Raw genomic sequence first — 23,680 nt, forward strand, 5'->3', positions numbered from 1 at the left:
GTTTTATGCAAATCGAAAATCAACCAGAACTACAACTAACCAATAACTTTACAGTGAAAAAACATCTTTTTATCACTTTGTCTGGAGTCATTTTTGGCTTTTTTATTACTTATTTCATTGTATTGGGTGATGCAGTAGAACAAACTGTATCACTTGGTGCTTTAGAAATTTCCCTTACTGTAGTTGTTGGTGTTAGTACTGCCTATCTCATTTATTTTAGTGCTTTAAAATTAGATCAACTATTGCCTTGGCAAAAGTTTGAAGGAAATAGATTGTTAGTTGGAATCTTGTTGCATTTTATAAGTTCCTATTTCTGGATTTTACTATTAGGTTACTTAAGTAACAAACTATTTGAAGTGAGTTCAGTTTTTGAAGTAGCTTATTCTCAGAGCACAATTAAAATGGGAATTGTTCTTTTAATTCTTATTATCATATTTGAGATTATCTATTTTGCATCCTATTCTTATTATTCCTATACCACTTTTCAAATAGCAACTGTTCGTCAGGAAAGAAAACAAATCGAATTACAATTAAAAGCATTAAAATCTCAACTAAGTCCTCATTTTTTATTCAATAGCTTAAATACTATTTCATCATTAGTATTTAAAGATAAAGCAAAAGCAGAAGGGTTTATAAGAAGATTGGCCACAATGTATCAGTATACCTTGCATAGCTATCAAAAGAAATTAATTCCCTTACAAGAAGAGCTAGAATTTGTGAATTCTTATCAGTATTTGTTACAAACACGTTTTGGACAAAAATTTCAATGCAACATTAACATTCATGAAGAATTACTTCATACTACAATTCCACCATTAACTTTACAAATGTTAATAGAGAATGCCGTAAAACATAATGTATTAGATGAAGAGAATCCATTGGTTGTTCAAATAGAATCAGATAATAAGTATATTACAGTTAAGAATAATATTACTAAGAAACCTACGCATGTAACTTCTTTTCAAATAGGATTAAAAAATATAAATGCTCGTTATTTATTGCTTCATTCAGAAGGAATTGTAGTATCTAATGGAGAAAACTTTGAAGTGAAAATTCCTGTGATTCTATGAAAAAGTTATTTATACATCAACCGTTTTTCAGAATTCTAAGCCCAATTTTTAGCGGGGTAGTGGTGTATTTACTCTTATTATTATTGAATAATAATGTAGAGCAATTACAGGAACAATTTTTAGGAGAAGAACTCTATGTGTGTATTGGTTTGTCATACATCGTGCAAGAATTATCAAGAGCCTTATTGCTAGTATTTAAAAGAATTCCAAAAAGAAACAACTCATTCTTAAATCTATTTTTTCAAGTTGTAATCTCGTTACTAATAAGTGTTTTGGTAGTTACATTATCTATAATTCTTTACTATGAGTACGTTGTAAAGTTTTCTGCCAGTACTGAGGAAATTATTACGTTCGATAGCATTTTTGCAGTGATAACGCTTATTTATATACTTCTTTTTGTAAGCCATCAATATTTATACAAAATAAACTCAGAGAAATTAGAACAGGAAGAGCTTATCAAACAAAATATAGAAGATGAATTTAGGCAATTTAAAAGAGGAATTAACCCTCATTTATTATTTGAGAGCTTTGAAGCGTTGATTATCCTTATGAATCAAAATTCAGAGAAAACAGATGAATTTATAGATCATCTCTCTGTAATTTATAGATATATATTATCAAGTAAAGATCGTCAATTGGTTGATCTGCAAGAAGAGTTACATAACTTAAAAGAATTAGAGAATTTGTTTAACAAACTTCCTTATAGAAACATTTTGATTGAGCATAGTATAAGTTCAGATTTTCTTGTTGTTCCAGGAAGCTTATTATTTCTGATTGAACTGATTGTTAGGAATACAATTATTTCTTCAAGCATTCAATTACAAATCCATATTCTAGAGAAAAATGATTTTTTGATGATATCCTATAAAACGCAAGATAAAATCAATTCAAGCATACGAAATTCAGATTTTGAAGAAATTAAAAGAGTCTATTCAATTTATAACGATCATGAGATCAAGATTCAAAAAACGGATGATTCAAGAATAATCACCTTACCTAAACTAACCATCAAACATTAAAAATGAAAGTTGTAATTATAGAAGACGAGCATTTAGCGGCTGAAAAACTAGAGCGATATCTTCAAAAATTTGATACTGAAATAGAAGTAGTTACCCAACTTGAATCTATAGAATCATCAGTTGAATGGTTCCAATCACATTCCGATGACTTTGATGTTGTTTTTATGGACATACAGTTAACAGATGGATTGAGCTTTGAAATTTTCCACAAGGTAAAAATCACCAAACCTGTCATTTTTACCACAGCTTTTGATGAATATGCTATAGATGCATTTAAAGTAAATAGTGTAGACTATGTACTTAAACCAATTACTTTTACAGATATTTCCAAAGCAATGAATAAATTAAAATCATTGCAAACAGTTTTCGGTAGCCAACAGAATATAGAAGAGGCTGGTAAAATGATTGGAAAGAAAAAATTGAAAGACCGTTTTTTAGTAAAACTTGGAAATCACATACACTCAATAAAAACTAATGAAATCTCTTTGTTTTATGCTGAAGGACGAACGGTGTATTTGATTACTAACGAGAATAAAAAATTCATTTTAGATTACAAACTAGAAGATTTATGTACAGTTCTTGACACTTCAGAATTTTATAGAGTGAATAGAACATTTATTGTAAATATTAATACAATTCAAGACGTAATCGTCTATTCAAACAACCGTTTAAAAATAACCCCAAGAGTAAGAGTTGAGAAAGAAATTGTAGTCAGTAGAGAGAAAGTTTCTACTTTCAAAAAATGGTTTGAAGGAAATTAAACTATAAATAAGTTTTTGTATTCGACGAGCTTGTTGTATTTTTCTCTCTCATTTCTTTTTTAATGTCGTATGAAGAAAAGCATTACAATTAAAGAGCTGTCTAAAATGTTGGATGTTTCTATCTCAACAGTTTCCAAAGCGTTAAATGACAGCTATGAAATAAGTCAGCCTACAAAAGAGAGGATTCAAGAAGCAGCTAAACTATACAACTATAGGCCTAATAGAGTAGCTGTTAATTTAAAATCTGGGAAGACCAATACCATTGGTGTTATTTTGCCAAGTATCAAGAATTTCTTTTTAGCACGTGCCCTAAGAGGTATAGAAAATGTAATTGCTAAAACTCAATACAATATTATCATAAGTATTACCAACGAGTCGTATGAAAAAGAGGTGCAATCTGTTCAAACGCTAGCAAATGGCTTTGTAGATGGTATTATTATTGCTGTTTCAGAAGAAACCCAGATGAAACAAGATTTTTCTCATTTGATGGAATTTCAAGAAGATATGCCCATGTTGATGTTTGATCGTGTTGTAGATTCAATAGATTGTGATAAGGTAATTGTTGATGATTACAAAGCAGTTTTTAATGCAGTAAACGACTTAAAATCTACTGGAAGAAAGCATATAGTATTAACTTCTACTATTAGTAATTTAAGCGTTGGTGAAATGAGAGCTAATGGATACGTAGATGCTATAAAAGACAAACACGAACCTATTATTATTGAAGGATCTGAAGAAAATATTGAAAACCAACTGGAAACTTATATAGATACAGATAAAGTTGATGCCATTATTGCTCTAGATGAAGAAGCTTCTTTAGCATCCTTTAGAATAGGAAAAAAGAAACAAGTGCTTAACAATGGTAAGGTATCATTGATTGGTTATGCCGGAACAAAAATTTCTGAACATTTGACACCTAGTCTTACAACGATAAATCAACATGGGAAAAGAGTAGGGAATACAGCAGCTAAATTACTGTTGGAAAAACTAAAAAAACCCCTTAAAAATCCAGAAAAGGTAATTGTAAACTCAACACTTTGTAAAAGATCTACAACTTAAGAGAAGTTATAGATCATCTGTAAAATGTTTTCTTGATTTCTCTTTACTAAACTTTTCTGAATTGTATTGTTTAGATGCATTTTTTGCTACTGATAGTGAATTCCAATCTTCTTTCTTTAGCATTCTTCCTAAAAATACAATCTGACCTACATGATATGAATAATGACACAATTGTCTATTAAGAGCCTCAGTAATTGTATGTCCTTGATTTCTAATGTATACAATAGATTCTAAATTTTGATTATTAACCTGATCTAAAGCTTCAAACAAACAATTCCAACCTTTATCCCAATTCATCAATACATCTTCTTTAGTTTTGTAGCTACCTATAAATTCATCATCTCTGTTTCTCCAAGGTTTTTCACCATCTTCAGTTAAAAAATTGGTCCATCTACTTAACATATTGCCTACCATATGTTTTACAATAATGGCAACAGAATTAGCTTCAGAATCAGATTGCCAGAAAAGCTCATTCTCCGACAATTGAAGAAAGGTTTTGTCTCCTAAATTTTTATAATATTGAAACTGTTTAACAATACTTGGTAAGTAAGAATTTTCCATAAAAAAAGAGCTGAGTTACAGCTCTTAAAGTTACGTTATTTTTATGTGTTATTTGCTAGGCTTAAACTTCAAAGCAACTCCATTAATACAATGTCTTTCGCCAGTTGTTTCTCTAGGGCCGTCTTTAAAAGAATGACCCAAATGACCACCGCAAGTTGCACATTTTAATTCAGTTCTAGCATATCCAATTTTGTAATCTACATCCAATTCTACAGAGTTCGCAATAGCTCTGTCAAAAGAGGGCCACCCACTGCCAGAATCATATTTGTGTTTTGAACTATATAAAGGAGTATTACATGCAGCACAAACATAAACTCCTTTTTTCTTGTTGTCGTTTAAATGACTTGTAAAGGCTCTCTCTGTTCCAGCTTCTCGTAAAACATAATATTGATCTTTAGTCAATATTTTTTTCCATTCCTCTTCGGTTTTAGAAATTTTATATACTTTTTTTTCCTTCTGTTGTCCCTTTTGAGCGAACCCAGTACAGCTTACTAACAAACCAATTATTGCAAACGAAATTAATTTCTTCATGTGTTCTTTATAATAAATTCTACACTCTTGTGAACAATCTCTTTGTCTCTTAAGATCTTAGTATGACCCAAACCATGACTAATTAAAAGAGATCCGTTCTTTAAGTTCTGACGAATATTATATGCACAACTTACAGGAACATCACCATCTTTGGTGTCATGAACAATTAAAACAGGAATCGTAATTTTCTTAGCTAGGTGATGACTAGCATAATCATCTGCTTTTCTTGACCATTTTTTTTCTAAATTCTTTTGAATTTTTTTCGCAGACCAAGGATGCAATGTTAAATTATTGGCAAAATTTTTAATGATATCTGTGATCTTATCACCTGAACCTATACTAACAAAAGTTTTGATTTCTAAAAAATCTGAAGTAGCGTTATACAAAGACATACCTCCTAATGAGTGTCCAATAGCAGCTTCAAAAGGACCATAAGTTTTGACTATAACCTTAATTACTTCCAAAAACTCTAGCATAGAAGTAGTTTTACCAGTAGATTTTCCGTGAGCTGGACCATCAAAAGAAATAACCATATATCCTTTTTCTAATAGCCTATCAGCAAAGGCAAATAATTGTGTGCTTCTGCCTGCCCACCCGTGAACTAATAAAACTTTCTTTTTAGAATATCCATAGGATAAAATATCGACTTCTTTTTTGATTGTAGGAATCTGTAAGCGCTTTTTTTGAGCACTTTTTAGCATATATTTTTCCCTTTCAGGCATTTTAAAGTTAATAGGCGTTAAGAAAAGTCTTACCGCAATTTTACTTATGATAGTGCTAGAGAAAAATTCAATAAATCTAGCTGTAACTGAAACCAATTTTGGGATAGTTAAACTAGGATTCAATTTTTTATGGGGTTCTAAAAGCTTCAAAAATTAATTAAATTAGTAAGAATATGTATTTTTAAGTGACGTTATTATAGTACTTGTGTCTAACAAAAATAAACAATTGAAAGTCGTTTCACACTAACAAGCATAAAATGAAAAAAATTATACAGATTACTTTATTGGCCATATTCTTAATAGAATGTACTACAGTACCAATAACAGGTAGAAAGAGAATCACTCCGGTAAAAGATGAGAATGTATTGCCTGCAAGTTTTGCACAATACAAAGGATTTCTAGAGAAAAATAAATTGTCTAAAGATGAAAAGGCTACCAATCAAGTTAAAGAAATTGGAGTCCGGATATCTAAAGCTGTAGACCATTTTATGAGAAACAATGGAATGCAAAAAGAAGCAGACTCATATAAATGGGAGTTTAATTTAGTAGAAGATAAAACTGTGAATGCTTGGGCATTACCTGGAGGGAAGGTTGTTTTTTACACAGGAATTTTACCTATTTGTGATAATGAAGATGGAGTAGCTGCTGTAATGGGTCACGAAATTGCTCATGCTTTTGCAAAGCATGGACAAGAGAGAATGAGGCAAGGACAAATACAAGCATTAGGAGGAATTGCGGTAGCTATAGGAACTAGTGGTGAGAATAAAGAAAAACAACAAATTTGGAATACGGTTTATGGTGTAGGTTCTACTGTGGGAATGTTAGCATATAGTAGAGAACATGAATCTGAGGCTGATAAATTAGGATTGGTCTTTATGATTATGGCTGGATATAATGGAGAAGAAGCTGCAGAAGTTTGGGTTCGAATGAGTGAAAAATCGAAAGGGAAAAAATCTCCACCAGTAATTTTAAGTACACACCCATCGAATGAAAGTAGAATAAAAGCATTACGTGATTATTTACCTGAAGCTAAACGATTGGCAGCACAATTTAATGCGCAGAAAAATTAAGAGAAAATAAATTTATTTATCTTGTAAACCGTTCTCAAATACTGAGTTTTTCAGTTGAGAGCGGTTTTTTTTAACCAAACAACTAAAAATCATGTTAAAAAAGGGAGATAAAAAATTGATAAAAGCTTGGGCTTTTTATGATTGGTCAAATTCTGTATACTCACTAGTTATTAGTACTGCTGTTTTTCCATTGTATTATTCTAATATCACAAAAGGAGAAACAGTTTCTTTTTTAGGAATGGAGTGGGATCATCCAGACACTTTGTATAGTTATGCATTGTCTTTTTCGTTTTTAATAGTCGCTTTTATGTCTCCAATTTTATCAGCTATTGCAGATTATACAGGAAACAAAAAGCGCTTTCTTCAAATTTTTTGTTGGGTTGGATCTCTTTCTGTAATGTCTTTGTATTTCTTTGAGGGTATTGATACTGTTTGGGTTGGAATTGTATTCTCAGTTTTAGCAAGTATAGGATTTTGGTCGAGTATTGTGTTTTATAACGCTTATTTACCTGAAGTAGCCTATCCAGAAGACCAAGACAGAGTAAGTGCTAAAGGGTTTATTTATGGTTATGTTGGATCGGTTATTTTGTTGATAATCAACCTTGGAATGATTTTGTTTCCTGAAAGTTTAGGTATCACAGCCGGAAAAGCTTCACAGATTTCATTTGTTATGGTTGGTCTATGGTGGGTTGGTTTTGCCCAAGTTACATTTAGACGTCTACCCAATAATGTATTTAATAAAAAGCCAGAAAAAGATTACATATGGAAGGGGTTTAAAGAACTAAGAATAGTTTGGAATGAGGTAAAGTCTTATCCTACATTAAAAGGGTTTTTAGTTGCTTTTTTCTTATTAAGTATAGGTGTACAAACAATTATTTTACTAGCTACTATCTTTGGCTCAACTGAACTAGAGTTAGGAACTGTTAACCTTATTATTACTGTATTGGTCATTCAATTAGTGGCCATAGTAGGAGCAGCACTTTTTTCTCGTTTATCTAAAAAACACGGAAACTTCAAAGCTTTAAAGATCACCATCTTTATTTGGATTTTGGTATGTTTTGGAGCCTTTATGCTGCATAAAGAAATACCTAACGTAGATATTTATTTTTATGCTTTAGGAGGATTATTAGGTTTGGTTTTAGGAGCTATTCAATCATTATCACGTTCTACATATTCGAAATTACTACCTGAAACAGAAGATCATGCAACTTACTTTAGTTTTTATGATGTTACAGAAAAGATTGCCATCGTATTAGGAACTTTTGTTTTTGGATTCTTATACGCTGTTACGGGCTCTATGCAATGGAGCGTATTAAGTTTGGCTATTTTCTTTGTAGCTTCTTTTATTATTTTAAGTATGTTAAAAGGAACGAAGTACGTTAGATAGCCCTATAATAAATTTTTTTGCAACCATGTACTAGCTTTTTCAGATTTCTTTTGCTGAATTTTATTTCTGTTGAAGAAATTAATGTTAATACTATTTTCTTCAATCTCTAGCAATCCCCAATTATGTCTATTGTCAGCAGAGATTCCTAAACCGAGCAAATTAATTTGCATTCCAGAAGAAATTAATTGTGGTGGAGTAGTACAATTCAAATGTTTTAAAAATTTCTTAGGAACAAATTTATTGTAGTGAACATCACCAGCTAAAAAAAGCACTTTTTCTTTATTTTCTAATAGCTTGCAAAGTCGTTGTAGTTGTTGTGGATATAAAGACCACTTTTCTGAGCTTTGAGTTAGTGTAATCCCACCAGATAGAATTGTATAGGGCAATTGATGATTTATTTTTTCTTCAATGAATGAAAATTGTTCTTCACTAATGAGCCTCTTGTTTTTTCCTGTTTTTTCTGAATCAAATCTATTATCAATAAAAATAACACGAGCTAAAGGAGTATCAATATGATAATATACATGAGGATAATTGGTAGAACACTTTGTGTATTTATGAAATAACTCTCTAGAAATATTTTTTTTCTCTTTGTTTACCAAAGAACCTTTGGCATTGTTCCATGCAAAATCATGATCATCCCAAATGGCGTAAAAACCATTTTTTGCTCTCATTTTGTCTAGCAATCGTTTAAAAGCAGGAACGTTTTCAAATTGATTGATGTACTTAGCTTCCATGATTGTTTGAAACTTTTCAATCGAGTATTTTTTTGGAGCCATTACGTATTCTGATGTAAATGGCCATATTCCATAATCCATGTATATATTATCACCTAATAAAAAAAGATAATCCGGATCTGCATCATAGATATAATCCCATTCGTTCTGCTCTTTAAAAGCTTCGTAACGTATACAAGAAGTAAATGCGATTTTCATACAGACTCGAAAGTATAAAAAAAGCATTGCTTACGCAATGCTTTTGAAAGTAGGAATGTTAGTTGACCTTGATTTAGTCTTTATTCCCTCGGATTTTTTTATAAGCTTCCCAGTCAAAATTTTTCAAAAATTCAACTGCTTTTTTAGCGCCAAGATTGAATAATTTTATTTGATCTTCCTCAGACATATTAAAATCTAACCAGTTAAACATTTCATCTGCATCAATTCTACAAATTAAATGTTTGTAATCTGGGTTTTTTAATAAGAAATCATAATCATGAATTTGTCGCATAGTACTTACCATTGCCAAGCTCATTCCAAAAACATTCTTGGCTTTGCTATAATCATCTCTATAAGCACTTAAACGCACTCCAAACGTTGGCATTCTTGGTACTCCGCCATCTTCTCTATGAAAAACATTAATAGGAAAGTTTGAAAGCATACCACCATCAACAAATTTTACTGAACTAGGAATTGGTCCCATATAGCTTGCATATTCTTTCCATTTTTTATCATCAGTATCTCCAGCATTAGGAATAGCATCAACTTGAAAGGGCTCAAAGAAGAAAGGAATAGACATTGAGGCTCTTACTAACTTAGCAGGGGAGATGCTCTCTGGGTTACTCCAATATAGCTCTGCCATTTTTGGGAACTCCGTTTTTGTATGAGTTGTAATGTCTGAAGTTATAATAGCCAACTTAGCAGTAACGTCATTTACTTCTTCACCTGTAACGATATTCTTTAAACCTAAAGGCAATTGAGATCGTAAACTTTTTAAATCTTGAAGGGTGTAAACATTATTAAGTTTTAACTCTTTCTGAATCCAAGATTCAAAATAATTACCAGGATTCAATCCCAAATATTTTTTTAGTCTTTTGTAGATGGGCAAAATACTCCAAACTAAAGACCACATGATTCCTTTTTCTTTTTTGATGGCTTTGTCAATAAGTCTTTTGATAGATCTAGGACCATCTACTAAATCAAATAGATTCTGTTGACTTAATATGGTTAAGATTTTTTCAGATTTTTTTTCCTGAATTCTTCCTAAACCAGCCATCATCATAGTATTAATAGCTCCTGCTGAAGTACCTGCAAGACTTAAAAATCTAATTTTTGCTTTTTCTAAAATGTAAGTATATCCTACAAGAGCAATCCCCAGAACGCCGCCACCTTCTTGAACTAAATCTACATACTGATTTCCTTCAATGTCTTCTATATCAGAATATTGTTTGTTTTTTGGAATCTCGTCAACGAGCTTTAAGATGGTTTCATTTTGTGTAAATCTAGTGATCATGATATCACTTTTTTATTCCGAAAGAATCCATTAAAAAACCAATGATTAAATAGTCATTTCTTTGAAAAGTAACACCATTAGCTCCTTTACTGTACTTAAACATTGTTTTCATCTTAGTTTTAGGAACTTCTAATCCAAAGGTTACAGTATAATTAGATTGCAAACTTTTGCGTGGATTGATTGTCTTGTTAAAATCGTAATACCCATTAGCTTCTAAGATTAAACTATAGTTATTATGTACTGGAATGTAGTAATAAAATGAACCAAAAACTTGGTTAGAAAGCTTGTTGTCGTTAATTGCTACAGGTCTGTTATTTTTCATTTCTTTGTAAAACTTAGCTCCAAGTTTTACTACTGGCTTTAATCGTAATCTATTTTCGCCAAAAGTTAAATTAATCAGGTTAGGAATAATGGTATTAAAGGCAAAATTGGCTGTAACTCTGTAATGTGAGAACGTTTGATTTCCTTCTAAACCAACTTGACCAATAAACTCGCTTGTATTTTTAAAGAAGTTATAGTTTACAGGATATACAGAAACATAGTTTAAAGAATCTTTAGAATTGGTGCTAATTAATCCTTCAGCAGCAAAGAAAATTGGGATTTTTGGATCTAGAAAGCTATATCGCTTTCTGTAGCTAAAGGTTGCATTGGCTTCTACATTTGAACTAGAAGATTCATCAGCAGGCATTAGTCCAAAATCAAACTTATTCTGAATCATATTTACTTCGCCTCCTTTAGAATTAATATACTCTTGAGCCATAGCATCAGTAATCAAAACAGGGTTTTGTTTGGTTGTATTTTCTACCTGAATTTTTTGAATCTGTACCTTTTTATTAGATGAAGCGCTACTTCCATTCCAAACGGTAAGTTGAATTGGTTGGTTCACGGTTACATACATGTTAGAAGTACTACTTTTAAAAGCTGTAATTAAATCAGAATTGATATTGGAGATTTGTAATTCAATAAATGTCATTCCAACCGAATAACTGTATTTAATACTATTATTAATCAAACTAGATTCACTAGTAGATTTTAATTCAAATTTGAGCGAATCGTTCATTTTGTTAAAACCGTCAGGGTTAATCACATAATTTTCAAAACCGCCTGTAAAATCAATTTGAAGTTTCAGAACTATAGCCTCTCCTCCAAATGTTCTGATAGAAGTTTCGGCTTTTTTTAAGGTTATATTATCTACAGTTTGTGAAAACACGCACAAGCTGCTTAACATCAGAAAGAAAAGAATAGTTTTTTTCATCACAATTTTATTTTAATTAGAAGTTTTGTTAGCTACTGTTTGATTTTCGAATACATAATTGATACAATCAGACATAGTCACCCATGCATTAACAATAGTCATAGAAAGCGATACGTCATGGTATTGAGTTGGGTCTGGTTGCCCATTTTGACCTAGGTAAGGTTGTTGATTGATGAGTTCAACCAATTTGTTAGTGAATACTTGTTTTTGATAATCTTGAAAGTTTGTAAACTCGTAATTTAAGATGCTGCCATTAAAATCTGCAACCGTTTTTAATGCCTCTGTAGTCAATTCAGTAACTTGATCTTTAGAAAGAAACCCCATAATGATAAATTTAGTTTGGATTAATAAAACCTAAAATTACAATAGATGTGTTGATAAAAAATGCGTATTTCTGCGTGTTTTTTTGCGGAAAAGCGTAAAAAAAAAGCGCTAAGATATTCTTAGCGCTTTTCTTTGATAGTAATTTTTAATTTATTGAACAGTAATCGAAAATGTTGCTTCAACATCAGTTTCCCCTCCTGCATTGGTAATATCTCCTGTACTAACACCAGAAGCCGACTTGTTTGGCTCGTGTCTTAAAGTAATCGTTAAGTTACCAGTTCCAGCAGCTGTAGTTGTTAAAGTATATGTAAGACCAATAGGATCGTTATTCCCGTCCGTGTCAGTATAAGCAACAGTCACAATATTATTAGTTGGAGTATAGAAGAATTGGTGTTCTTCAGCTTCTTCTTGCACTTCTACTGTAATATCTTCTGCAGGAGTTTCTGTTTCGTTTAACACTTCAACAGTTCCATTGTAAGTAGTATTTGCAGCTAGAGATCCAGAAACTGTAATTACAGGAGCATTAGGACCATCTCCATCCAAATCTCTACTTTGTAAAGTCACCACAGTTCCACCACCTTGTGGCGTTAAAGTAGCTGTTAAAGTTGTAATAACTTCTTCAGGATTCACAGGGTCTGGATCATCATTGTTATTACATGATACGAAAGCAAAAGTGCTTACAAATAATACGATTAATAAATTTATTTTTTTCATTTTTTTCATTTTTAATTTAATAATTGAACTTAATTTGAATCATAAAATTTCTTCCAAGTTCATCAGCAAAATATCTTAATCTATTTAAATACTCTCTATAAGAGCTGTTTAATACGTTGTTTACTACGAGTGATAAATTCAATTGATTATCGTTTGAAATTTTCAAATCAATCTCTCCTCTAAAATTAAGCAAGTGATATGCTGGTGGAGGAGTACTAATATCTACCAAAACAAATGAATTTGTTCTCGGAATAAAGGCTTCAAAATTATTATTAGGATACTCATTTTGTCTAAATACCCACTCACTTTGTAACTCAAGATTCAATCCAGACCATTTAGGATATTTATAACGAATGGTATTAACGGTTTTAAACGAAGGAATATCAATCAATGGTCGATTATTAGAATTGTCTTTCCCTTTGATGAAAGACATTTTATTTTCTAAGTTCCAATGATTATTGATAACATAATCGATATCAGAATCAATACCAAAAAGAGAAGCATTAATCTGTTTGTATTCCCAAACAGGAAAAGCACCTCTTATTGTTGTTTCAACGCCTTCTGGTTCTAAGTAAATAAAATCTTGAATATTATTAAAAAACACTTCAGTATTTAACTGAAATCTTTCTCCTTTATAATTGTATGTCCCAGAAATTCTATGAGAAGTTTCTTTTTGAATTCTAAGGTCACCTAATTCTATTCTAGCAGCTGAATGATGCAATCCATCACTAAACAATTCAGATGGATTAGGAGCTCTATTAGATAATCCATAATTAAATAACAATGAGTTATCATCATTTACTTCATAGGAAGTTCCTACTGAAGCTGAAATATTGTGATAATTGAAAATAGGGTTTACAAGTAATTGCGTACCAAGATCTTGCAGAATAATATCAGAAAAATCAACATTATATCCCTGAGAGTTCCACCTTGAGGTAATGTAGAATTTTTTAGCATCTATTCTATTATAATCATAACGTAGACCTAAATCAAAAATCCATTGATCATTCAATTCAAAATTCCCGATAGCAAAAACTCCGAAATCATACTTATGATAATCTGGAATTAGCCTTCTTACACCAGTATCTGGATTGGCAAAATTATTTTGATAAGAAGCCAATGCTCCAACTTTATATTTTTTACCAGAATTAGAATCTAGCTTTAATACAGATTTTAATGTATGTGTTTCTAGTTCTAGATCAATAGCTGGTTTATCTCTATCATTTCCTACACGAATATCAAATTCAAACCTTCTGTTATTCTGATAATCATACTGGATATCTAATTTCCCAAAATTTTCAAATCGCCTGTAGAAATTAGCTTTAAATATTTTATGCGTTACCTCTTGCTTAGGAGCACTAATATCATAACTAAAGTCATTAATAACAATAGGTTGTTGCGAATTAATGGCATTTACTAAGTCTTCTACATTTCCTATGTGAGATGAACGTAGTATTGCTATTTTATTTTTAAGATAACTGTAATAAGCGGTAAAACCGTATTCTAGTTTTTTGTATCCAAAATTTGTAGAAAAAGCAGTTGAAATATTTCCTGTATTAGTTAGATTGTAGTCAGGAGCTTCATAATCTCCAGATCTTTTAAATGAAGCTTGGCCATTTATGAACCAACCACTATTAAAAGATCGAGTAATTGTTGAATTTAATCCATAACCTAAACCATTGCTTTGACCATTAACGATTGTTCTTCCATATAGAGTGTCTCTTCTTATTACTCTATTTGGATTTACAATAATAACACCACCAATAGCATCACCGCCAAATTCTAAAGCATTAGCACCTTTTATCAAAGAAATACTTCCAGCAGAATTAATATCAATATTGGGAGCATGCTCAATTCCCCATTCCTGATCTTGAAGGCGAACATTATTTGTCAAAATAAGAATTCGACTACTATGAAGGCCATTAATAACAGGTTTTACAATAGCATTTCCTGTATTAATAGAGGAAACTCCAGGAATCTCTTTTATAGCATCTCCTAATGATTGCGAACTGTAGCGTTGTAAAGTTTCAGTCTTTAAAACCGTCTCTTGAGATGTTTCAGTCTTTTTAGCTGTTTTACTTGTAACTTTTACTTCAGTTAACTCTTCAATATGATGCTCTAAACGAATTTCAATAAAATTACCCTTTAGAGTATTCACTTTAATTCGTTTGGTATCACATGAAACATGAGAGACGATTAACCATAAATTAGAATCACATAAATTGCTTAGAGTAAAGACCCCGTTTTTATCTGTTATAGCATATTTTTTGGTGCCTTCAACTTGCACTGTAGCTTCAGATATTAGACTGCCGTCATGAAAATCTTTTACAACCCCTTTTAAAGAGATATTACAATCTTGTGCAGACATTGTTGTTGTAAATAACACAACTACAATAATCCAGTAGTACTTTTTGATCATTTTAATTTCTTTTAACTTCTACAAAATTTGAGTAGTTAAAAGACCGGTGGCCCCCGAAGAGAGAAAGATAAATGCTGATGACTTTTAAAAAAGTTATATTGTAGTTCATATTCACTTAAAAGCAATATGACATTAGTATTATATGAATTTTTATTTAAGGAAGTATAAGAATCTGCCTGCAAATGACATAAAAAACACTCAATATCATCTTCGTGTAAATGATGTTCAGTATCAGAAGAACAAATAACATGCTCATGAGACTCAAAAGCATGTGCAATTTGTATTGTTGCTGGTAAGAACAGCAAACAAATCAATAAAATAATACTATGTTTTCTTATTTTTTCGATGACTTCTTTTTATTGTTACGAACAATTCTCATGTTCAAAAACTCAACCCCTAAGGAAAAAGCGATCGCAAAATACAAATAACCTTTTGGAATACTGCCTACAGAGTTGTTAAAAATTATTGTGTTAGATAAATGAGCACCTTCGGCAATTAACATAAATCCAATAAGTATTAAAAATGATAGTGCCAACATTTGAATGGTTGGATTCTTGCTTACAAACTTGTTTACTGGATTTGCAAAGCCCATCATTATAATCATAGAAATTACTACAGCAATAACCATGATTGTTAGCGCACCTTCAATACCATTGGTCATACCAACAGCAGTTAGTATAGAGTCAAAAGAAAAAACAATATCTATTAAAATAATTTGAAAGATAACATTACTAAATGTAGAATTTTTCTCAACTTTTACTTCTTCCATTTGATGACTTTCCTCTACTTTTTCACGAATTTCTTTGGTGCTTTTATATAGTAAAAACAATCCTCCTAAAAAGAGAATAATACTTTGAATACTAACTCCAGCTTTTAACCAAGAAGTATCAATAGTAAAAATAGGATCTTTTAAAGCTACTAAATAGGAGACACTAAATAGTAAAGCAACTCTAGTAATCATGGCTAGAGATAATCCAATCAATGTAGCTTTTCTTCTTTTATCTTCAGGGAGTTTGTTTGCTGAAATTGATATAAAGATAATATTGTCAATTCCTAGAACAATTTCTAAAAAAGTTAATGTTAATAAAGCTACCCAAGTATCTACTTGTAAAAAAATCTCCATTACTATTTTATTTTATAGACAGTACCTTCTTGCTTATATTTAGAATACCCAATCTTCATACTAAAATCGTATGAATTGGCCTTTATCTTAGTAATTTGAAAAGAAGCAAGTTCTTTATCTAAATCGGTTTTTGGAGATTTCATACGTAATGTGTAAAAGAAGTTATTTTTCCATTTAATGTAGAACGTATCAATTCTTTTTTCTTCTTTTACAAACACTCCAGAATCTGTACTAATTTCTCTGTATTTGGTGTATTTTTCAATTTGAAGACTATCAATTCTGATTATTGTAGACTTACTTACCACACCATCTTTTCCTGGAACTTCAAAAACACCCAGTTTAAATCTATCAGGATTGCCTTTTACTTCTGGTTCGCAAGCTGTGAATATTATTGAAAATAGAATTAGGATAAAAAATAGTTTCTTCATTATATACCTGTATAATTTGTAGGCGTAATTACTTTTAATTCTGCCTTTATTTCATTTGACACATCTAAAGAATCAATAAAATTAGCAATGGATTGCTGATTGATTTTTTCATTAGTTCTTGTCAACCCTTTTAATGCTTCATATGGGTTAGGATAACCCTCACGTCTTAGAATGGTCTGAATTGCTTCTGCAACTACAGCCCAGTTATTTTCTAAATCTTGCTCAAATTTTTCAGCATTCAGTAATAATTTGTTCAATCCTTTTAGAGTAGAAGTAAACCCAATAATTGTATGACCAAAAGGAACTCCCACGTTTCTTAAAACAGTACTATCTGTCAAATCTCTTTGCATTCTAGAAATAGGAAGTTTTGCTGACAAGTGTTCAAAAATTGCATTAGCAATTCCTAAGTTACCTTCAGAGTTTTCAAAATCTATAGGATTTACTTTATGAGGCATAGCAGAAGAACCAACTTCTCCTTTTTTAATTTTTTGTTTGAAATAATCCATAGCAACATAAGTCCATATATCTCTATCCAAATCAATTAAAATTGTGTTAACTCTTTTCAATGCATCAAACAGAGAAGCCATATGATCATAATGCTCAATCTGCGTTGTTGGGAAAGAATGGTACAATCCTAACTTTGTGTTTACAAAATCAGAACCGAAAGCTTTCCAATCTATAGATGAATAAGCTACTTTGTGAGCATTGTAATTTCCTGTAGCACCACCAAATTTAGCAGCGTTAGGAATATCTTTTAAGAATTTTATTTGCTCTTCTAAACGCGTAACAAAAACTTGAATTTCTTTTCCTAGTCGAGTAGGAGAAGCTGGCTGACCATGAGTTCTAGCCAACATGGATACATCTTCCCACTCAACAACCAATTCTTTTAGCTTTACTAAAACACTTTCAAATTCTGGAATATAAGTTTCAGAAATAGCATCTTTGATAGACAAAGGAATAGCTGTGTTATTAATGTCTTGTGATGTCAACCCAAAATGAATAAACTCTTTGTATTTCTCAAGCTGTAAAGCGTCAAATTTTTCTTTAATAAAATATTCAACAGCTTTTACATCATGATTGGTTACCTTTTCGATGTCTTTAATTTTTTGAGCATCATCAGCACTAAAATCTTCATAGATTTTTCGTAATTCAGAAAATAAAGAAGTATCAAAATCCGAAAGTTGAGGTAAAGGAATTTCGCAAAGAGCGATAAAATATTCAATCTCTACTAAAACTCGATACTTAATTAAAGCTTCTTCCGAAAAATAATTGGCTAATTGAGCTACTTTTCCGCGGTATCTACCATCAATTGGAGAGATCGCATTTAACTGAGTTAAATTCATATTTAGGTGTTGTGTTGAAAAGCACAAAAGTAAAAATTACTGAAATGAAAACCATCATAAAAGTGAATTATCTGTAGACTTTCCGATTTAAAATCTTCACTTCATTTTTCTTTTCTAGATTTTTGATGACTCTAATTACGGTTTCAACCCTTAAACCCAATAGATCAGCAATTTGTTGACGGGTATGCTCTACCTGAAAGTCAAACTTTTTTTCTACTTGGTGAACCTCGTATTTTAAGTAATCTATATAGCGTAGAACTCTGTGTTCAGGTTCGTGACTTGAAATCTCTGTGGCTATAATTGCCTTATAATAGAGTCGGTTTGCTAAAGCCTTGGTAACATTTAAATGAATTTCTGGATTGTTCCTTAAGAGATCAAACAATGCTCTTTTGGGTAAAGCTAAAATTGTAGTATCTGTAAGAGTTTCAGCGTTAGCAGGATAGTTAATAGCACCAAAGAGGGGTGGCTCTCCAAAACTTTGATCTTTGTAAAAAATTCCTTGAATAAATTCCTTGCCTTCTTCGCTATAGTTATTCATCTTTACAATTCCTTGAAGAATTTGATAATAATAGCGTGCAGATTCCTGTTCAGAAAAGATTCGTTCATTTTTACAATACGATTTCTGGATAGCACCAAATTGAATAAGGAGTTCTTTATTAATCATTATGATTCAGGTCATAAACACTTGCAGTGGTAAATATATACTTTTGAGGTGTAAAATTATTTTTAATGAGCATAACTAGACAAATAGAAAATAGAGAGGATGTTTTTTTGTTAGTTTCAACATTCTATAATAAAATTAAAAAAGACGATTTTATTGGTCCAATTTTCTTGGAAATAATTCCTGATGATGAATGGGATTCGCATTTAGATAAGTTGACAGATTTTTGGGAGACAACATTATTTTTTAAGAGAACTTACAAAGGAAATCCTATGAAGGCTCATAAAGACGTAGATACTCATTTTAATCATACGATTACTCAAAAACACTTTGGAAAATGGTTAGAATTATGGTTTTCAACAATAGATTCTTTATTTATTGGAGACAAGGCTCATGAAGCCAAAGAAAGAGCAAGAAATATAGCTTCATTGCTCTTTCTAAGGATCTTCGAATCTAGAAAACTAACAAGTAAATAATCAATGCAACATTTACAAGTATATTGATAATAAACGACCAAACTACTGTTTTAAATGATCGTTGACTGATTGCCATAACATTGGATCCCATTGCTAAGATTGTAGCTAGCATCAAAACAATAAAGAAACTTTTATCTACAGCTAAAGCTGCTGTAATAGAGGCGATTCCAGTTCCAAACATAATTAGAGCAATGGAAATTCCGATAGAATTTGTTTTCTCTTTCTCTATTAAAAGATTGATTCTTTTGAAGGGGTTCAATCTTAAGGGTTCATTTTTTACTATTGGATGTGAAATTGTTGTATGCATGATGTTTTACATTTATACAACAAATTTATTTTGAAACCCTCATTTATTTTATGACCTGAATCATAAAGGATTATTAGTGTTTAATTGGACTTTCACACAAAGGGAAAATTGCTTGAGTTGGATCTATAGATTCTCCAGCCAATAAATAGATTCCTACTTTACCTTGAAATAGGCTATCATCTAAAGTATAGCTTCTAACAGTGTCTATGGCTTCTATAGCAACTTTTCTGCCTTTTTGAAACCATTCAGGATTGTTTGTAAGTTGACCTAACTTGTAAAAAGCTAAACTTTGCCCAGCTAAACCACAACAAATAGAATCGTTAGATTTTCCATAAGTTTTCCATAAGTAGTTCCCTGCTTTTTTTGCTAATGTTAAGTAATCTTCATTTTTAAGAACTTCATAAGCCTTAACCCAAAGTAATATATGACCTGCGGTTCCATGACACCAACCCGACCATACAGCAGAGGTGTCTTTATCAGAATTTACGTTCCAATGTGCAAATTTTGAATCAATAGTACCTTGTTGCTTCATAAATAATAGAAATTCTTCTAAGCTTTTCTTATAAGGTGCTAAGAATTCTGGATTCATTTGTAGTATAGCATACAATAGACCAGCATAACCATGAGCAAACCCTAAATATTGTTGTTCTGATTTTGATTCTTTTAAAGAAGACTTGATTAAAGGAATCAAAGTACCTAAAATAGATTTTGACAACTCGTCCAATTCTTTTTGAGGGAGTGCCTTGTTGAATTTATTTAAACCATTTAATAAGTTAATGCCAAAGAGATAACTTGCTGAACCTTGAGAAGGATCAAGGGCATAATGATCGCTCGAAAAGTTTAAATATTTATATACTTCTGAAATAAATTTTTCTACTGAATGCTTACTCTTTTCTGAGTAGCTTAAACTATTTTTCACCAAGGCTTTAACTGCATGCAATCCTGTTTTCCTATGAAAAAATGAGTTTCTTCCAGCTTTTTCTTCAGGCATACCCACTTCAGGATTGGTAAAAGCATTTTCTCTCTCCATATTTCTTTCAGCTAGAGTAATCCAAATATCTGCTAATGATAGCAAATTGGGGTTTTTTCTTAAGTTTGAGAGTCTGTAGAAACTATATGCTATTCCAGTTGCGCCGTGAAAAAATGAACAGCTAGGTTTACTAATGTCAAAATCATTTAACTTTTTGCTATCGTAACCGTAATCTTCAATAAAAAGATCAATGTATTTAGAGAAATCAAATTCAATACCTTCATAGGCAGGTTTTACAGTTTCTTCAATTTCAAGAATAGGTTCTTGAAGAGCTTTTTTAGCAGCTTTGTAAAAGGATTGCCATGAAACATATCTATCCTTAGGATTCTTTTTTAATGCTTTTTTAAGCACTCTTTCAAGAGATTTTGCTTTAATATTAAAATCTGAGAAGTTCCTTGGAGGTTTGGTAGCAATATGAGTTAACATAGCTTTGGTTTCAAAAGGGAGATCTAAATAATGGTTTCTAGCAATGCATAGGTAAATTAGCTCTGCAACCTGATATTGTTCACTAGCTTCAGTAGCCAAAACACGTTTGTTTTCTTCTAAAAGAGCATTTGCTAATTCAGGCTCATAATAACGAAGTATTCCTGCTCTAAAAAAAGTTTCTTTAACACTTTTTGCAGCGTCAATAGATGAACCAAAATCAAAAACTTTTATCTCACCAGTTGAGGTTACCTTGATATTGTTGGGATGAATGTCGGCATGTAAAACTTGATGTTTTTGTAAGTAATTGTAAGCTTCAAGTATTTCTAAAGCAATGTTACTTCTTTGAATACTATTAGAATTTTTATCGGCAATGGTATCTCCTAAACTTTTCCCGTCAATCCATTCCATCACCAAAATAGTATATGCTTCTTCCTCAAAACTTTCAATATAGTTGGGAATGTATGAATTGGGTTGAGTATTTAATTTTTTGAGAATAGATAACTCAGTTTCTAAACTATCTTTCAAAGACTGATTATGAGTTCGAATACACTTCAACAGAAATAAATTTCCTTGAGCATCCTTTGCTTTATAAGCTTCTGTATCTTCTAAAAACTGAATACATGTTATGATTTCATATTGATAATAGTGTTCTTTTTCATGAAACAGTTTTTGTTTATAATCATTTTGTTGCTCTTTTTCTGTGTGGTATTCTAAAAAACCACTTTGAACAAAAGATTTTACAAAAGGATAGGTGTTGTTTAGTAAATCTTCTGTGTTGAGTTTATTTTCATTGGCAAATTTGTAAATAGCATTGATAAACAACTCTGGTTGTTTAAATTGGTCTAAAAAAGTTTTTGAATCTTTATTAATCCTTTTTGAATGTATTCTAGAGCCTTTTAATGATATAATGTAGTCATCATTATTTCCACCTAACTTATCATTAAGCTTTCCATTTAAACCGCCAATCTCTTGAAAGTTTACACTTTTATTCAGTACTATAGGTTTATCAATTAACATAATCAGTCCATTTTTTAGTTTGAATTCCGTTTAGATTTAATTTCAATAAAATATCATTGATGTTTAGGGTTGAGTTTTCGAAAGAGTATAGCTTTAATGTTTTAGCAATTAATTTAGAAATGTAAATTCTAAAGCTCACACTATCATCGTCTTCAGGTTCTATTCCGTAAGACAATAATCCGTTTGGACTTAAAGAATATGTAAAGGGAACCCTTTGACTTTTACAATTTTCAATAGAAGGAAGTAAACTTTGGGCAAAAGAGTTTAACTCTTCCCAGTTTTTAAAATACATCACCATTTTATCAGGTCTATGAATGCCAGAGCTTGTAGATCCCAGCTTAAAAATAGGTGCGGATAGTTTGATACTAGTTTCTGCAACTTTACGAAACACAAAGGGTAAATCTTTGGGCTCTGGACTTACATAGAGTTTGAAGGGGAGATCTTCTTTTCTGTCAATATTTTTTCTTTGCCAATAAAACCAGTATTTATTTTCATCAGAAATAGGAGTGAAGTCATAGTTCTGTAAAAAAGAATCAATTTTTTTTGAATCAACCCATTCAATAACATTTGTAGGATGTTCTAGTTTTTCTTGTAATGAATAATGCATAGGCATCATCCCATAAGAGTATAATTTTTCTACAATCTCTTCTAGCGGAGATTCTTTAAAGAACCAAGCATGCTTTATGGCATTTATAGAACTTGAGTGATTATATTTTCGGCTTAATGATTCAAAACAAGTTGAACCACTAACGTATTCTTCATTTTTGTCTTTGATTTGCAATACCTGATCTAAGACCAGTGATTTGATGAGAGATATATTGGTAGTTGATTTTGAAAGTATTTTAGTGGGTTCTTCACATGAAAACAAATAATTTACTGTAGCAAGGTCAAGTTGTATTGCATGGTTCGGATGGATGTGTTTTTTGTGTAGTAAAAGGAAAGAATTGTTGTTGTATCTATAATAAGGCTCAAACTTTGGAAATAATGTTACCAGTTCTGAGCTGGTCATAATTTTATAGTTTGGGTTGGTTCTAAACACTGTATTTTTTGTAATCATGATAAAAGGAATAAAAGCAACCTAAGGAAGTACTTAGGCTGCTTGATTATTAACTACTTCGCATACTTTTTAATGGTATTAAGAAGCGCTTCTCTAAGTTGGTCTAGTTCGTTTACACTTACCAAGATCTTAGCATCTAAAGCGTCTACTTTTGGAGCTTGAACAGAAGTTCCTACACAGCTTAAAGGAGGGCATCCTTCAGTTGGAGTATAGCAGATATAAGAACCACCATCTTTACATTCAGTAACTTGGTCACCACAATTATTTTGTAGTGCAAAGTCCGAAAAATTAACAGCAAGATTTACATGCTGAAATGCTTTGATATTATTTCCCATAATATTTAATTTTAAGATTTAATGCCTACTCTAAATACAGTTTTCGGCTTCGCTGTTTTGATATACTAATTTGTTATTTTGCAAACTTTATAATGGTCTGTTGCAACTTTTCTTTAAGTTGATCTAACTCATTTACGCTTACTAAGATTCTAGCATTCAAGGCATCAACCTTGTCTGGTTGTTTTACAGATGTTCCAACACAGCTCGCTGGAGGACAACCTTCTGTTGGGGTTCTACAGATGTACGAGCCTCCATCTTTACATTCAGTAACTTGCTCTCCACAATCTGCTTGTAAAGTGAAATCAGAGAAGTTTACTGACAAATTCACGTATTGAAATGCTTTTACATTTTTCATG

25 protein-coding genes are annotated in these 23,680 nt (G+C 31.3%); 7 read left to right on the top strand and 18 right to left on the bottom strand.

Features of this window, described 5'->3' with window-relative positions:
- Window positions 1-5: 5 nt before the first annotated feature.
- The 4 genes from AAON49_RS01180 (at window position 6) to AAON49_RS01195 (ending at window position 3,909) form a co-directional block, all read left to right on the top strand.
- Complete coding sequence (locus tag AAON49_RS01180) at window positions 6-1,070, top strand: sensor histidine kinase (RefSeq protein WP_349552029.1); 1,065 nt, start codon at window positions 6-8, stop codon at window positions 1,068-1,070.
- On the top strand, window positions 1,067-2,089 hold the full coding sequence (locus AAON49_RS01185; RefSeq protein WP_349552031.1) for a histidine kinase: 1,023 nt from the start codon (window positions 1,067-1,069) through the stop codon (window positions 2,087-2,089). The genes AAON49_RS01180 and AAON49_RS01185 overlap by 4 nt, the downstream gene beginning before the upstream one ends.
- A 2-nt stretch (window positions 2,090-2,091) precedes the next feature.
- Window positions 2,092-2,850 (top strand): LytR/AlgR family response regulator transcription factor, encoded by a 759-nt coding sequence (locus tag AAON49_RS01190; RefSeq protein ID WP_349552032.1) that lies wholly within the window; start codon window positions 2,092-2,094, stop codon window positions 2,848-2,850.
- A 69-nt stretch (window positions 2,851-2,919) separates the two neighbouring features.
- Window positions 2,920-3,909, top strand: a complete 990-nt coding sequence (locus AAON49_RS01195) for a LacI family DNA-binding transcriptional regulator (RefSeq protein ID WP_349552033.1) — start codon at window positions 2,920-2,922, stop codon at window positions 3,907-3,909.
- A gap of 6 nt (window positions 3,910-3,915) precedes the next feature.
- On the opposite strand, the gene AAON49_RS01200 is transcribed toward AAON49_RS01195, so the two are convergent.
- The 3 genes from AAON49_RS01200 to AAON49_RS01210 are packed head-to-tail and all read right to left on the bottom strand — an operon-like array spanning window position 3,916 to window position 5,846.
- Window positions 3,916-4,470 carry a DUF1572 family protein gene (locus AAON49_RS01200; RefSeq protein ID WP_349552034.1) on the bottom strand — a complete coding sequence of 185 codons (555 nt, stop codon included), beginning with the start codon at window positions 4,468-4,470 and terminating at the stop codon, window positions 3,916-3,918.
- A gap of 48 nt (window positions 4,471-4,518) precedes the next feature.
- Complete coding sequence (gene msrB, locus AAON49_RS01205; RefSeq protein WP_349552035.1) at window positions 4,519-5,001, bottom strand: peptide-methionine (R)-S-oxide reductase MsrB; 483 nt, start codon at window positions 4,999-5,001, stop codon at window positions 4,519-4,521.
- Window positions 4,998-5,846 (bottom strand): alpha/beta hydrolase family protein, encoded by an 849-nt coding sequence (locus tag AAON49_RS01210; protein WP_349552036.1) that lies wholly within the window; start codon window positions 5,844-5,846, stop codon window positions 4,998-5,000. Before AAON49_RS01210 ends, msrB begins: the two co-directional genes overlap by 4 nt.
- Window positions 5,847-5,980: 134 nt before the next feature.
- Here AAON49_RS01210 and AAON49_RS01215 point away from each other — a divergent pair, with 134 nt between their 5' ends.
- Window positions 5,981-6,793, top strand: coding sequence for a M48 family metallopeptidase (locus tag AAON49_RS01215; RefSeq protein ID WP_349552037.1), 813 nt, complete (start codon window positions 5,981-5,983; stop codon window positions 6,791-6,793).
- A gap of 91 nt (window positions 6,794-6,884) precedes the next feature.
- Entirely contained in the window at window positions 6,885-8,180 is a 1,296-nt protein-coding gene (locus AAON49_RS01220; RefSeq protein ID WP_349552038.1) for an MFS transporter, read from the top strand.
- Window positions 8,181-8,182: 2 nt separating this feature from the next.
- Here the strand turns inward: AAON49_RS01220 and AAON49_RS01225 are convergent, their stop codons facing one another.
- The 10 genes from AAON49_RS01225 to AAON49_RS01270 all read right to left on the bottom strand — a co-directional run bounded on the left by AAON49_RS01225 (window position 8,183) and on the right by AAON49_RS01270 (window position 18,679).
- Entirely contained in the window at window positions 8,183-9,115 is a 933-nt protein-coding gene (locus AAON49_RS01225) for an alkaline phosphatase D family protein (protein ID WP_349552040.1), read from the bottom strand.
- 73 nt (window positions 9,116-9,188) lie between these two features.
- Window positions 9,189-10,409 carry a patatin-like phospholipase family protein gene (locus AAON49_RS01230; RefSeq protein ID WP_349552041.1) on the bottom strand — a complete coding sequence of 407 codons (1,221 nt, stop codon included), beginning with the start codon at window positions 10,407-10,409 and terminating at the stop codon, window positions 9,189-9,191.
- 4 nt (window positions 10,410-10,413) lie between these two features.
- A complete protein-coding gene (locus AAON49_RS01235; RefSeq protein ID WP_349552042.1) occupies window positions 10,414-11,664 on the bottom strand; it encodes a hypothetical protein in 1,251 nt (416 codons plus the stop codon).
- Window positions 11,665-11,676: 12 nt separating this feature from the next.
- Window positions 11,677-11,988: a hypothetical protein gene (locus AAON49_RS01240; protein ID WP_349552043.1), complete on the bottom strand. Its 312-nt coding sequence runs from the start codon at window positions 11,986-11,988 to the stop codon at window positions 11,677-11,679.
- Between the two features lie 150 nt (window positions 11,989-12,138).
- A complete protein-coding gene (locus AAON49_RS01245; protein WP_349552044.1) occupies window positions 12,139-12,702 on the bottom strand; it encodes a type 1 periplasmic binding fold superfamily protein in 564 nt (187 codons plus the stop codon).
- A gap of 16 nt (window positions 12,703-12,718) precedes the next feature.
- Complete coding sequence (locus AAON49_RS01250) at window positions 12,719-15,121, bottom strand: TonB-dependent receptor (RefSeq protein ID WP_349552045.1); 2,403 nt, start codon at window positions 15,119-15,121, stop codon at window positions 12,719-12,721.
- A gap of 334 nt (window positions 15,122-15,455) precedes the next feature.
- Window positions 15,456-16,244, bottom strand: coding sequence for a TerC family protein (locus AAON49_RS01255; protein WP_349552046.1), 789 nt, complete (start codon window positions 16,242-16,244; stop codon window positions 15,456-15,458).
- A 2-nt stretch (window positions 16,245-16,246) separates the two neighbouring features.
- Window positions 16,247-16,672 carry a hypothetical protein gene (locus tag AAON49_RS01260; protein ID WP_349552047.1) on the bottom strand — a complete coding sequence of 142 codons (426 nt, stop codon included), beginning with the start codon at window positions 16,670-16,672 and terminating at the stop codon, window positions 16,247-16,249.
- The gene (gene purB, locus AAON49_RS01265; protein WP_349552048.1) at window positions 16,672-18,015 is read right to left on the bottom strand and encodes an adenylosuccinate lyase; all 1,344 of its coding nucleotides are present in this window, start codon (window positions 18,013-18,015) and stop codon (window positions 16,672-16,674) included. Before purB ends, AAON49_RS01260 begins: the two co-directional genes overlap by 1 nt.
- 67 nt (window positions 18,016-18,082) lie before the next feature.
- On the bottom strand, window positions 18,083-18,679 hold the full coding sequence (locus tag AAON49_RS01270; protein WP_349552049.1) for a Crp/Fnr family transcriptional regulator: 597 nt from the start codon (window positions 18,677-18,679) through the stop codon (window positions 18,083-18,085).
- A 65-nt stretch (window positions 18,680-18,744) separates the two neighbouring features.
- Between AAON49_RS01270 and AAON49_RS01275 the strand changes: the two genes are divergently transcribed.
- Window positions 18,745-19,152: a group III truncated hemoglobin gene (locus AAON49_RS01275; protein WP_349552050.1), complete on the top strand. Its 408-nt coding sequence runs from the start codon at window positions 18,745-18,747 to the stop codon at window positions 19,150-19,152.
- Here the strand turns inward: AAON49_RS01275 and AAON49_RS01280 are convergent.
- The 5 genes from AAON49_RS01280 to AAON49_RS01300 all read right to left on the bottom strand — a co-directional run bounded on the left by AAON49_RS01280 (window position 19,130) and on the right by AAON49_RS01300 (window position 23,679).
- Window positions 19,130-19,459 (bottom strand): hypothetical protein, encoded by a 330-nt coding sequence (locus AAON49_RS01280; RefSeq protein ID WP_349552051.1) that lies wholly within the window; start codon window positions 19,457-19,459, stop codon window positions 19,130-19,132. The genes AAON49_RS01275 and AAON49_RS01280 overlap by 23 nt on opposite strands.
- A gap of 73 nt (window positions 19,460-19,532) precedes the next feature.
- Window positions 19,533-21,932 (bottom strand): lanthionine synthetase LanC family protein, encoded by a 2,400-nt coding sequence (locus AAON49_RS01285; RefSeq protein ID WP_349552052.1) that lies wholly within the window; start codon window positions 21,930-21,932, stop codon window positions 19,533-19,535.
- Window positions 21,922-22,989 carry a hypothetical protein gene (locus AAON49_RS01290; RefSeq protein ID WP_349552054.1) on the bottom strand — a complete coding sequence of 356 codons (1,068 nt, stop codon included), beginning with the start codon at window positions 22,987-22,989 and terminating at the stop codon, window positions 21,922-21,924. Before AAON49_RS01290 ends, AAON49_RS01285 begins: the two co-directional genes overlap by 11 nt.
- Window positions 22,990-23,042: 53 nt before the next feature.
- Window positions 23,043-23,324: a hypothetical protein gene (locus AAON49_RS01295; RefSeq protein ID WP_349552056.1), complete on the bottom strand. Its 282-nt coding sequence runs from the start codon at window positions 23,322-23,324 to the stop codon at window positions 23,043-23,045.
- A 73-nt stretch (window positions 23,325-23,397) separates the two neighbouring features.
- Complete coding sequence (locus AAON49_RS01300) at window positions 23,398-23,679, bottom strand: hypothetical protein (protein ID WP_349552057.1); 282 nt, start codon at window positions 23,677-23,679, stop codon at window positions 23,398-23,400.
- Window position 23,680: the final 1 nt, after the last annotated feature.

Origin of the sequence: Pseudotenacibaculum sp. MALMAid0570 (assembly GCF_040151415.1) — a bacterium.
Taxonomy (GTDB): domain Bacteria; phylum Bacteroidota; class Bacteroidia; order Flavobacteriales; family Flavobacteriaceae; genus Polaribacter.

Coding starts and splice junctions, on each gene's coding strand:
- AAON49_RS01180 (WP_349552029.1), top strand. CDS start 6: ATGCAAATCGAAAATCAACCAGAACTACAACTAACCAATAACTTTACA.
- AAON49_RS01185 (WP_349552031.1), top strand. CDS start 1,067: ATGAAAAAGTTATTTATACATCAACCGTTTTTCAGAATTCTAAGCCCA.
- AAON49_RS01190 (WP_349552032.1), top strand. CDS start 2,092: ATGAAAGTTGTAATTATAGAAGACGAGCATTTAGCGGCTGAAAAACTA.
- AAON49_RS01195 (WP_349552033.1), top strand. CDS start 2,920: ATGAAGAAAAGCATTACAATTAAAGAGCTGTCTAAAATGTTGGATGTT.
- AAON49_RS01200 (WP_349552034.1), bottom strand. CDS start 4,470: ATGGAAAATTCTTACTTACCAAGTATTGTTAAACAGTTTCAATATTAT.
- msrB (WP_349552035.1), bottom strand. CDS start 5,001: ATGAAGAAATTAATTTCGTTTGCAATAATTGGTTTGTTAGTAAGCTGT.
- AAON49_RS01215 (WP_349552037.1), top strand. CDS start 5,981: ATGAAAAAAATTATACAGATTACTTTATTGGCCATATTCTTAATAGAA.
- AAON49_RS01220 (WP_349552038.1), top strand. CDS start 6,885: ATGTTAAAAAAGGGAGATAAAAAATTGATAAAAGCTTGGGCTTTTTAT.
- AAON49_RS01225 (WP_349552040.1), bottom strand. CDS start 9,115: ATGAAAATCGCATTTACTTCTTGTATACGTTACGAAGCTTTTAAAGAG.
- AAON49_RS01230 (WP_349552041.1), bottom strand. CDS start 10,409: ATGATCACTAGATTTACACAAAATGAAACCATCTTAAAGCTCGTTGAC.
- AAON49_RS01235 (WP_349552042.1), bottom strand. CDS start 11,664: ATGAAAAAAACTATTCTTTTCTTTCTGATGTTAAGCAGCTTGTGCGTG.
- AAON49_RS01240 (WP_349552043.1), bottom strand. CDS start 11,988: ATGGGGTTTCTTTCTAAAGATCAAGTTACTGAATTGACTACAGAGGCA.
- AAON49_RS01245 (WP_349552044.1), bottom strand. CDS start 12,702: ATGAAAAAAATAAATTTATTAATCGTATTATTTGTAAGCACTTTTGCT.
- AAON49_RS01250 (WP_349552045.1), bottom strand. CDS start 15,121: ATGATCAAAAAGTACTACTGGATTATTGTAGTTGTGTTATTTACAACA.
- AAON49_RS01255 (WP_349552046.1), bottom strand. CDS start 16,244: ATGGAGATTTTTTTACAAGTAGATACTTGGGTAGCTTTATTAACATTA.
- AAON49_RS01260 (WP_349552047.1), bottom strand. CDS start 16,672: ATGAAGAAACTATTTTTTATCCTAATTCTATTTTCAATAATATTCACA.
- purB (WP_349552048.1), bottom strand. CDS start 18,015: ATGAATTTAACTCAGTTAAATGCGATCTCTCCAATTGATGGTAGATAC.
- AAON49_RS01270 (WP_349552049.1), bottom strand. CDS start 18,679: ATGATTAATAAAGAACTCCTTATTCAATTTGGTGCTATCCAGAAATCG.
- AAON49_RS01275 (WP_349552050.1), top strand. CDS start 18,745: ATGAGCATAACTAGACAAATAGAAAATAGAGAGGATGTTTTTTTGTTA.
- AAON49_RS01280 (WP_349552051.1), bottom strand. CDS start 19,459: ATGCATACAACAATTTCACATCCAATAGTAAAAAATGAACCCTTAAGA.
- AAON49_RS01285 (WP_349552052.1), bottom strand. CDS start 21,932: ATGTTAATTGATAAACCTATAGTACTGAATAAAAGTGTAAACTTTCAA.
- AAON49_RS01290 (WP_349552054.1), bottom strand. CDS start 22,989: ATGATTACAAAAAATACAGTGTTTAGAACCAACCCAAACTATAAAATT.
- AAON49_RS01295 (WP_349552056.1), bottom strand. CDS start 23,324: ATGGGAAATAATATCAAAGCATTTCAGCATGTAAATCTTGCTGTTAAT.
- AAON49_RS01300 (WP_349552057.1), bottom strand. CDS start 23,679: ATGAAAAATGTAAAAGCATTTCAATACGTGAATTTGTCAGTAAACTTC.